This window comes from Rhizocola hellebori, assembly GCF_016862955.1.
In the GTDB taxonomy this organism is placed as follows: domain Bacteria; phylum Actinomycetota; class Actinomycetes; order Mycobacteriales; family Micromonosporaceae; genus Rhizocola; species Rhizocola hellebori.
Map to the genome: position 1 here is coordinate 1 of NZ_BONY01000150.1, position 10,545 is coordinate 10,545.

The following is a 10,545-nucleotide window of genomic DNA, read 5'->3' on the forward strand; positions in this document are numbered from 1 at the left end:
CCCTCGGACACGCAAACCCCCGCGAGGCATCAGCGTTTGGCGATGCCTCGTTTTTGTGCTTGCTGTTGGCGGCGCTGCCGTGGGATGCCTCGATCCTGTTCTGGGCCGTCGCTGGTGGACGTGATGATGGTCGATTTCTGGTGCTCGGGCGGCGGGTTGGGCGCTGGTGTGGCCGTGGCGGCAGCGGTAGGCGGTGTTGCCGTGGCTGAACTGTGATTCCATGCTGCGTCCGCATGCTGCGCAGCGCAGCAGCCCGGCCAGCAGGTACTTGCGGTTGCTGCCGTCGGCTGGCTGGTATCGGGCGCTGATGTTCTGTGTGGCGATGAAGTCGGGTTCGCTGATGAGGGCTTCGTGGGCCGGTTGGTCGGAGATTGCCCAGTCCTGTGAGGCGGTCAGCTTCCGTAGCGCGGCTACGCCGGGTACGGCGTCGTCGGTGGGTTTACGGTGGGTCTGTTGCCGGTTCCAGACTTGACGGCCGGTGTAGCGGGGGTTGGCCAGGATCGCGGCCACGGTGCGAAGGTGCCATGTCTTGCCGGGGCGATGGGGGTTGCGTTCGGGGTCGGCCGCTGATGGGCATGGGACTGCGTTCTCGTTGAGCATTCTGGTGATGTGCGCGATGCTGTGGCCTTCCATCCGCCGGGCGAAGATCCATTTCACGTGTGGTGCGGTCTGTGGGTCGGGTTCCAGGCGGTGCAGGCGTCGGCCCCATGCGGCGTGGGCGGTGTTGGGGTGTGGTCCGGCGTCAGCGATGCGGTAGCCGTAGGGTGGCCGTCCGCCTAGGTGGCGGCCTTGTTGGCGGGCTTGTGCTTGCATGGCGGCGGTGGTGCGGAACCGGGCTCGCTGTACTTCCTGTTTGGCTTGTGCGCCTAGCAGCATCAGCAGCGCTTGATGTGTCGGGTGGGAAAGGTCGATGGGTCCGTCGACTTCGGGTAGCCACAGTTGCACGCCATGCGCGCGCAGTATCGGTGCGAGGTGGATGGCTTGGCCGCCGTGGAACGCCCGCGCGTACTCGCCGACCACGATCGCCTCGAATCCGCGATCCGGATCGGTGATCGCGGCCAGCAGCTGGGCGGCCTGCGGCCGGTCGTTCCAGGAAATTTCGCGGGAGTAGCCGATGTCGAAGTATTCGGCCACGATCCGGCCGTGGCCGGCGACCAGCTCGGCGGCGAAGTCGTATTGCCATCGCCGTGATGACACCGGATCCTGATAGTCCTTCGGCTGGCGCTGCGGTTGGCGTTGAGCGCCACCGAGTTTGACATGCGAGTCTTGTTCGCGTGTAGTCTCGCCCCGCCGTGATCACGAAGGTCCTGGCTGGTCATTTCCGGGGGAACTCGTGGGTTCACGTTTGCGCGTATCGCGTTCATCTATTGCCGCTGCCGTGGGTTCAGCATTGATCGCTGGGCTGTTGGTCGTGGTGCCGCCGACTGCGGCTCAGGCCGCAACTTCCACTAACTCGGACAAATCGGTTCCGGTGGCGTCGTTGGAGAGTGCGCCGGGTGCTGTTGCCAAAATGCCGCAGCATTCGGGCCGGCCTGTGGTGTGGCCTTCGGCGGCTTCGGCATTGGTGGATGTGTCTAGTGGACGAGCCCGCTCTGTGACGGCGCCGGTGTCGGTTGGCGGATTGCCGGTGCGGGCACAGGAAACGATCTCCACACCGGCGGGGCCTGTGTCGACGGGTTCGCTGGGGGTGACGGGAGGGGCGCCGAGTCTGATCGGCGAGAACGCCACCTCGACGGTGTCGCCTGCGTCTGTGGGGCCGGCCGGCCAGCCGATGCGGTTCCCGCGGCTCCTGACACGGTTTCCAGGGTCAGGGTGGAGGTTCTGGATCGGTCGGCGGCCGAGGCCGCCGGCGTGGACGGGCTGCTGCTACGGCTTTCCCGTGGCGATGATGGGGTGAGTGCCGGTCAGGCGATGATTGATCTGGACTACTCCGGGTTTGTGGCTGCCTACGGCGGCGACTGGGCCGCGCGGCTTCGGCTGGTGGCGATGCCCGCGTGTGCGGTGTCGACGCCTGCGCTTGAGCATTGCCGCCGCGGTGTCCCGGTTCCGTCGTCCAAATCGGACACCACAACGCTGCGTCTGTCGGCTCAGGTGTCGGTCAATCCGGCCGAGTCTGCTGCTGTATCACAGCAGCAGTCGGTGGCGTCGAAGTCTGCTGCCGACGGGACTGTCGCTATGGCAGACGGTCCGCAGCTGTTCGGGGTGCAGTCAGGTCCCGGGGCTTACGCCAACACGTCTTTGTCATCATCGGCGGCGTGGTCGGCAGGAACGCAGGCTGGCGATTTCTCGTGGTCTCACCCGCTGACCGCCCCTCCGGTGGCTGGTGGGTTGGCGCCGAAGCTGGGTCTGAGCTACTCATCGGCGATGGTCGACGGGCGCACCGCCGTGGAAGGTGCGCAGACGTCACAGGTCGGTGAGGGCTTCGCCGACATCAATGCGGGCTTCGTGGAGCGGGCCTATCGGTCATGCGCCGACGATGTGCTTCAGCGGGTTCTGCTCAGCACCGGGTGGGAAGTCTTCACGAGAATGGTGCCACTTGCCGACTTCGACGGCGATGCCGCGAAGCGGCCGGATTTTCTTGGTATCACCGCCAACGGCGATATGTGGATCAACTTCAACACGTCCAAACCGGGTGACCCGTCCAAGGGGACCGGCCTGTTCGTGTCCGGGGGTTGGGGGAGCATATCGCAGTTGTGGCCGGCCGATCTGGACAACGACGGCCGCACTGACCTGGTGGGGTTTGACGGCTCCTCGGTGTGGTGGTGGCGGCTGACCGGCGCGGCAGGATCGGCCCCGACGATCGGGCCGGGCACACAGCTGACAGGTTTCGCCGGCTACGGCAAGATCGTGCCGCCGATCGATGTGGACCGCGACGGCAAGGTTGACATCGCCGGTGTGAACAGCGCGGGCGAGATGCGGTATCGCAAGAACACCTCGACATCCGGCGCGGTCTCTTTCAGCGGCACCTCCACGTTGATTACGGCCGGCTGGGGTTCGGTGCAGCACTTCTTCGTCGGCGACTTCGACGGTGACGGCCGCGTCGACATCACCGGCCGCGACAGCGACGTGTATTACGTCTGGCTGCTGTCCGGTGCGGTCGGCTCGGCGCCGACGGTGACAGTCCGCACGCTCGGTACCGGGTGGGGGGCGTTGACTCGTTTCGCGCCGCTGCTGGACTACGACCGTGACGGCAAGCCCGACATCGCCGGGTTCTCCGCCTCGGGCGAGCTGTACGCCCACGTGAACACGTCGACGCCGGGCAATGCGTCGCGGGGCTGGAGCGGTCTGATCAGCACCGGCTGGTCTGCGGTGAACACCATCTTTGCCGCCGATTTCGACGGCGACACGGTCAACGACATCGTCGGACGCGATGTCGGCGGCGCGATGTGGGTGTTCCAGGGCACCGGCAAGCCGGGTCTGCCGCAGTTCGGCCCGTTCCACTTCAACAGCACCGGCGACCGGTGCTGGCGCCTGCCGAACGCCACCATGTCCTTGGGCGGCAAGAGCGTTGAGCTCATCTTGGACGACGCCACGGGTACCTGGAAGTCGTCTGACGACTCCGCCACCAAGGTCGAGCAGATCGTCGACGCCGACGGCGAGCGGTGGAAGGCCACCACAGCCGACGGCACCCAATACTTCTTTGGCCTGAACAAACTGCCTGGCTGGACTTCCGGTGACCGGGAGACCGCGTCAAGGCTGATGGTGCCCGTGTTCGCCAACCACACCGGCGAGGCGTGCCTGAACACCGCCGACTTCGCGGCGTCGTGGTGCCAGCAGCCCTGGCGCTGGAATCTGGACTACGTTGTCGACCCGCACGGCAACACCATGTCCTACTGGTACGGCAAAGAGACCAACAACACCGGGCTGGCCGGCAATCCGGGCGTGGTGGCTTCCTACGACCGTGCCTCATACCTGCAGCGGGTGGAATACGGCACACGCGGCGGGCGTGAGTCCTCGCCGACCGCGACACCGCCGGCGAAGGTGGTCTTCGACTACGCCGACCGCTGTTGGGGCACCTGCTGGAACGGATCCACGCCGGTGGCCGCGAACTGGTACGACACGCCATGGGATCTGCGGTGTATCACCACATCGTGCTCCAACAACATGTCACCCTCGTTCTGGACCGCGCTTCGCCTGACCAGCGTGACCACCCAGGCACGTAACGCGAGCACGTCGTCCTATCAGGACGTCGACAAGTGGGAGCTGACCCACAGCTATCCGGCCACCGGCGACAACACCTCCCCTTCGTTGTGGCTTGCCAGCGTCACCCACACCGCAAAGGCGGGGACGGGGCCAACGATCACTGAGCCGTCGATTCAGTTCACCGGCACGGCAATGCAGAACCGGGCCCACTTCGATGCGGGCGCGGTGGAGCCGACCTACAAGTACCGGCTCACCAGCATCAACAACGGGACCGGTGGCCAGACCCAGGTCTACTACGACAACACCGACTGCCCGGCAGGGGCTGCCAACACACCCGACCCGGATCACAACTCGAAGCGCTGTTATCCGCAGAACGTCAACGGCGCGTGGACATGGTGGTCTAAATACCGGGTGGGCAAGGTTGTCGACTCGGACCTGGTGGGCGGATCCCCACCGGTCACCCACGCCTACGCCTATTCCACGGCGGGGTCCTCCGCTTCGGAGCTATGGGCACACAACGACGCAGGCCGCCACGGCGCTGCGCTGGCGAGCCGGACATGGAACATCTGGCGCGGCTACTCCACCGTGACGATCACCACCGGCACGGTGGACGGACAGAAATCCCACGTGTCCAACCTCTACATGCGCGGAATGCACGGCGACCGCGTCGACGGCGACAACGACGGCACCCGCCAAGCCACGATCACCACCAGCGATGGCGTTGCCCTGCAGGACGACACCTACCTGGCGGGTTTCCTGCGCGAGTCCATCACCTACGACGGGCCAGGCGGCCAGCCGCTGACGAAAACGGTCCAGGATCCCTGGTGGCAGCAGACCAGCAAGCGAGCGTTGACACCTACCTGGGCCATTCCCCCCACGGCGGTTGGCGGATTCCAGCGCACGGCGTCCGCGACGACCAAGACGTGGCTGCCCGCAACCTCAAGCTGGCGGACCACCCAGACCAAGACGACCTATGACGGCGTCTACGGCATGCCAACCCAGGTCGAGGACCTCGGCGACAGCGCCATCGCCACCGACGACGTGTGCACCCGGATGACGTACGCGAGAAACACCTCTGCATGGATCGTGGACGCCACATCGCGCGTGGAGACCGTCGGCGTCGGCTGTGGGCAGACTGCGAGCTATCCGGCAGATCTCCTGTCGGACACCCGATCGTTCTTCGACTCGAGCACCACCTTCGGCACTGCACCCACCCGAGGTCTGGTGACCAAGGTCGAGCAGGCGTCGGCCCACAACGGCACCGCGCCGACGTACGTGACGGTCGGCGAGAGCGGCTTCGATCAGTGGGGCCGATCCGTCTGGGTCAAAGATGCGTTGGGCCGCCAGACTTCCACGGTCTACACCCATGACGGCGCGGGCCGGCCGACCAAGGTGGAGACCACGAATCCGGCTGGTCACAAGTCCACCGTCAACCTCGAGTTCTCGCGTGGTATGCCTGTCACCGTTGTCGACGCGAACGGGAAGACCACGACGAGCGTCTATGACACCGCCGGCCGGTTGATCAAGACGTGGCAGCCAGGCAACCCCACCTCGGGCACACCGGACATCGAGTACGCCTTTACGGTCAGCGGCAGCGCACCGAACGTCGTGCAGACGAAGGTGTTGGGGCCGAACGGAAATCAGATCGTCTCCTACGAACTGCTCGATGGCTTTCTCCGATCACGCCAAACGCAGTCCACCGCACCAGACGGCAAACGCACCATCTCCGACACGCAATACGACGACCGTGGCCTTGCGGTGAAGGCGGCAACCTTCTACAACAACGCCTCAGGTCCGACGTCGACGCTGGTGTCCTACAACGACAACGATGTCGACTCGCAGACGCGGATGGTCTACGACGGCGCCGCACGCCAAACAGCAAGCCAGCTGTGGTCAAAGAACGTCAAGCAGTCCCAGACGAGCACCAAGTATGAAGGCGACCGCATCGGCATCATCCCGCCCGCCGGCGCGTCCGCAACGCAGGCGATCTTCGATGCTCGGGGCCGTGTCATCGAGAAGCGGCAGTATCAGTCAGCGACCGGATTCACCGGCGCCTTCGACAAGACGATGTTCACCGCCGATGACGCTGGCCGTCTGGTCAAGGCAATCGATCCCGCAGGCAATGAGTGGACCTACGAGTACGACCTGCTCGGTCGCACCGTCAAGACCACGGACCCCGACGCGGGCACGGCTACGTCCACCTACGACACGGCAGGGCAACGGCTGTCCACCACCGACAGTCGTGGGCAGAAGCTGTTCTACGAGTACGACAACCTTGGCCGTCAGACCACGCTGCGCGCCGACTCGGCCATCGGCGCCATCATGGCGACCTGGGTCTACGACACCATCGCCAAGGGCATGCTCACCTCGACCTCACGCATCGACGGCGCCAACACCTACACCTCAGCGATCGGCTCATACGACGACGGCTACCGGCCGCTGTCCACGACAGACACCATTCCCGGCTTCGGGTCCGCAGGTGGCACCCTGACCTACACGGTGACAAACACCTACAAGCTCAGCGGCGCGCCCGCCACCCAGTCGGTTCCCAGCGTCGCAGGCCTGCCAGCCGAAACCCTCACCTACACCTATTCCGATCAGGGCTTCGCCAACGGCCTAACCTCAGGCCAAGACACCTACATCGCCGACGCCAGCTACACCTACGACGGTCAGCTCGCCACACAACTGTCGGGAGCCTCAGGCAAGCAGGTCCGCAAGAGCAACACATACGACCCGGCGACCCGGCGACTCACCAGCAACACCGTGGCCACCGAGACCACACCAGGCGTCTTCACCGACAAATACTCCACCGACTACAGCTACGACGCGGCCGGCAACGTGCTCAGCACGGCAGGTAAGACCGACAACGTCGCCGATCATCAGGAATGCTTCAGCTACGACTACGTGGGCCGGCTGACCGAAGCCTGGACCCAGCTGTCCGGCGCCTGCACCACACCGCAGCGCACAGGTGCTGACCCTTACTGGCGTCAGTGGACGTTCGATGCGCTAGGTAACCGCCTGACTCAGACGGACAAGGACGACGTGGCGGGGGACACCGTCTGGACCTACCAGATCGGTGCCGCCGCCGCGGTGAAGCCGCACCAGGTCAAGCAGGTCGATGCCATCGGGCCGAAAGCAGGAGCGGCTACACGCACCTTCGAGTACGACGCGGCCGGGAACACGACCAGCCGCACCACCGACATCGGAGCCGCGCAGGCGCTGACGTGGGATAAGGAAGGACACCTCGCCACGCTGACCGACAGCGGCGTCACCACCACCTACGTGTACGCCACAAGCGGCCAGCGACTCATCGCCAAAAACGCGACCGAGTCCATCCTGTACCTGTCAGACGGCACCGAGCTTGAACGGATCGGCACCGCCAATCCGCTGGGCCGAAGGTCCTACGGCGCCATCGCTGTCCGCGACGCTTCCGGCCTCAAGTGGACCTGCTCGGACCACCAGGGAACCAACGTCGCGCAAATCGACTCGATAACCCTCACCGCCAACCGGCGCCGCGCGCTGCCCTACGGCGAAACACGCGGCACGCAACCCACATGGACAGGCACGAAGGGCCATGTAGGCGGCACCAACGACGACACCGGACTCACCCACCTGGGTGCCCGCGAGTATGACCCATCGACGGGACGGTTCATCTCTGTCGACCCGATCATGGACCTGACCGACCCGCGGCAATGGAACGCCTACGGCTACGCCAACGGGTCACCGGTCACCAACAGCGACCCAAGTGGCCTCAAGCCTGAATGCGGTGGCGGAACCGGCACCTACCAGTGCGGCAACACCGTCAAGAAAGCCAACGGAGAGGGCAACTTCACTGGCCCCGACTCCTCACAAACCGTTCTCGAGGGCGACGCGCTAGCCCAGTACGACAAGATCCTCGACCAGATCCGCGAAGACAACGCCTGCCAGAAAGACTTCTGGTGCCGCAACGCCAGCGCAGTCGGCATGGTCGCCGGCGTCCTAGCCGGCGCGATCGTTGGCGGACTCTGCCTCGCCGGCTCATTTGGCATCGCCGCCGTCGGCTGCGCCGCCATCGGCGGCTTCGTCGGCGGAGCGGTCGGCTCACTGGTCACCAACAGCCTCGACGCCGACCACGAAACCGGCTGGCAACTAGCCGGAGAAGCCCTCCTAAGCGGTGTCATCGGTGCCGTAGCCGGAGCTGTTACAGCGGTCGCGGGTGCCGCAGCATTCGGCGCAAGCGTCGCCATCACCTCAGGACTGGGCCTCAGAGCCGCCGCTCAAATGGCCTCCGGCGCGGTCAAATCCGCATTCACCGCTGGCGGGGGTGGCAGTGCGGGCGCAGGCTTGCGCGGCTACGCGGACTCGCTTCAGAACGGATACACAAGCAAAGGCGGACCGCACGTCGCGGCCAAGTTCACCTCAGCTACCGGTAAGTCTCATTTTGGACATAGTGGCCACGGAATGGCACCTCGAGAAGGCGGCCTTCTAGAGATCATGCTGAGAAGCTCCGGGCATCATGGCGGTTGCGCAGAGGTGGCATGTTTGATCGCCGCCGAGACGGTTGGCGACGATATTGTTCGTGGTTCAATGACTGCGATGAGGGTTCGCGGTGTCAATTCCGGCGGCAGCGCCCACGGCACGCCCATGACTCCATGCCCGAGCTGTCTGTCGTTACTTGATCTTCTCGGGATTGGATACTAGTAATGGGAACACCATTTCTACCGGACTGGCTTCCGGATTGGGACGGAGCGGAGGAGCTTGTCGGGACAAGGGACCCGTCGGCTTTTGTAGCGGACGCTCAGCGTGTGGTTGATGCGATATTCACCGACGATGATACCGGCCTGGATGCGCTTGACGAAGAGGCCGAAGCGTCGCTTGTGCCCGTCATAGAAACCTTGTCTCAGCTGATTGAGGATGAGGCCGATGTGCTTCGCATCGTCGTGGCCTCAAGGCTGGTAAGACGAACCGCAGCACCCCATCTCTCGGTGCTTCCTATTGACCTAAGGCAAGCAATCGAGTGTCTGCCTGATTATTAGAGCAGGAGACAGGAATGAGTGCTTGCAATCTCATTCTTTAGCAGCACCATCGCCATGGCCTCCGGTGCAGGCTGCGGCGTCTACGACCTGGCGGCCCTGGCCATCGACGATCCAGGGGCGGCCGGCTCAATCCTCTGGCACGGAATAGCCGACCCGATCACCAACGACTGGAGTAACGGCAACTACGGATCCGCCTCAGGCCGCGCCGGCACCGAAGCCCTCATGGCTGTCATCGGCCCAAAGGGATTGAATAGGCTCGGAGTCGTTGGCAAGGCGACTAGCGTGTGGGGCTCGTAAATCGGGTTTAGGTTATGCGGCCCGCGTGTATTCGTTGATCAGTCCGCCGAGGATAGGGCGTCGCTGAACACCGGCGGTGGCAAGGTCGACTACCTGCGATCGTGGGTTCTTTGGTTGCTGGTCACACTCAAAGACGGGTCCCCGGGTATCCAGATCAAGACCAAGACGCAAAATGCAGCTGGAAAGACTCAGAGAGTCGGTGGCTGCTGGACCGACACCGGCAGACTCGTAGCCTTTTGGGATTGACATGTCGACGAGTGATGCGCTACGCGTGGCAGTAGCAAAATGGGAGGGCCTCGGTTTTCCAGACCACGCCGATGGTGAGGATTTGGAGGCATGGTTGATGGATCTGCTGCAGACCGATGGTTACATCGCGGGCATTGCCAGCACAGTCCTGAACGGCGGCCACCATCATGGCCGGCTCGACGAGCAAACCTCGTTGAGCCAGCGACTCGCAGAGATATCGGCCGATACGTTGCATGATCAAAAGGTCGTGGCCGCGAGCCGTGAGTACCTTAAGGCGCTCAGGGAAGTTGTGGCGGCGTTGAATGCTTATACGGGTCGTCACGGGTGACCGTGTGGCGCGGTGTCTCGTGACCGGGGCTGCCGGCAAGCCTTGTAGTGATAACGGGCAATACGCAGGCCGCATATTATGCTCACGCAGCACCGTATTATCCCGCTCACGCGGGAACGGCCTGCGACCGGCTTGGACAGGCCCTCGGCGGCACCTCGGTCGCGTTGCTTGATCACCTCAGGAATGGGCCTCAGAGCCGCCGCTCAGATGGCCTCCGGCGCCGTCAAGTCCGCCTTCGCTGCTGGCGCAGGCGGCGCGGTGTGCGCGACGGCCACGTCTTCAACGCCGTCAATCAGCGAGGTGTGATCAGATTTCTGGATGGACAGGTGGGTGGCAGCGCGAACCTTGACGACGGATTCGTGAGATTCTGGGTTACCTACACGAGTATGGGATGAGCTGATGATCAGCCGCGACGAGGCGCGTGAAATCGCCGAGAGGTTCCTCGATGCAAACGTAAGGCATCGCATCGAATTTGAGATCGTGATTGTTGAGTCATATATCCGGGACGACGGTGCA

Annotated in this window: 6 protein-coding genes; 5 read left to right on the forward strand and 1 reads right to left on the reverse strand. The window is 64.2% G+C overall.

Translation table 11 applies throughout. From position 1 onward, the window contains the following. The coding region (locus tag Rhe02_RS48410; protein ID WP_203915360.1) for a recombinase family protein at positions 1-1,197 on the reverse strand (1,197 nt) is incomplete at its 3' end. Between the two features lie 615 nt (positions 1,198-1,812). On the opposite strand from Rhe02_RS48410, the gene Rhe02_RS48415 reads away from it, so the two are divergent. From Rhe02_RS48415 to Rhe02_RS51100, 5 genes are all read left to right on the forward strand, one after another. Beyond that, positions 1,813-8,823, forward strand: a complete 7,011-nt coding sequence (locus Rhe02_RS48415) for an RHS repeat-associated core domain-containing protein (protein WP_203915361.1) — start codon at positions 1,813-1,815, stop codon at positions 8,821-8,823. A 2-nt stretch (positions 8,824-8,825) separates the two neighbouring features. Further along, the gene (locus tag Rhe02_RS48420; RefSeq protein WP_203915362.1) at positions 8,826-9,158 is read left to right on the forward strand and encodes a hypothetical protein; all 333 of its coding nucleotides are present in this window, start codon (positions 8,826-8,828) and stop codon (positions 9,156-9,158) included. 18 nt (positions 9,159-9,176) lie between these two features. Continuing rightward, positions 9,177-9,455 carry a hypothetical protein gene (locus Rhe02_RS48425; protein WP_203915363.1) on the forward strand — a complete coding sequence of 93 codons (279 nt, stop codon included), beginning with the start codon at positions 9,177-9,179 and terminating at the stop codon, positions 9,453-9,455. 247 nt (positions 9,456-9,702) lie between these two features. Continuing rightward, positions 9,703-10,029: a hypothetical protein gene (locus Rhe02_RS48430; RefSeq protein WP_203915364.1), complete on the forward strand. Its 327-nt coding sequence runs from the start codon at positions 9,703-9,705 to the stop codon at positions 10,027-10,029. 47 nt (positions 10,030-10,076) lie between these two features. Then, complete coding sequence (locus tag Rhe02_RS51100; protein ID WP_203915365.1) at positions 10,077-10,424, forward strand: toxin glutamine deamidase domain-containing protein; 348 nt, start codon at positions 10,077-10,079, stop codon at positions 10,422-10,424. Positions 10,425-10,545: the final 121 nt, after the last annotated feature.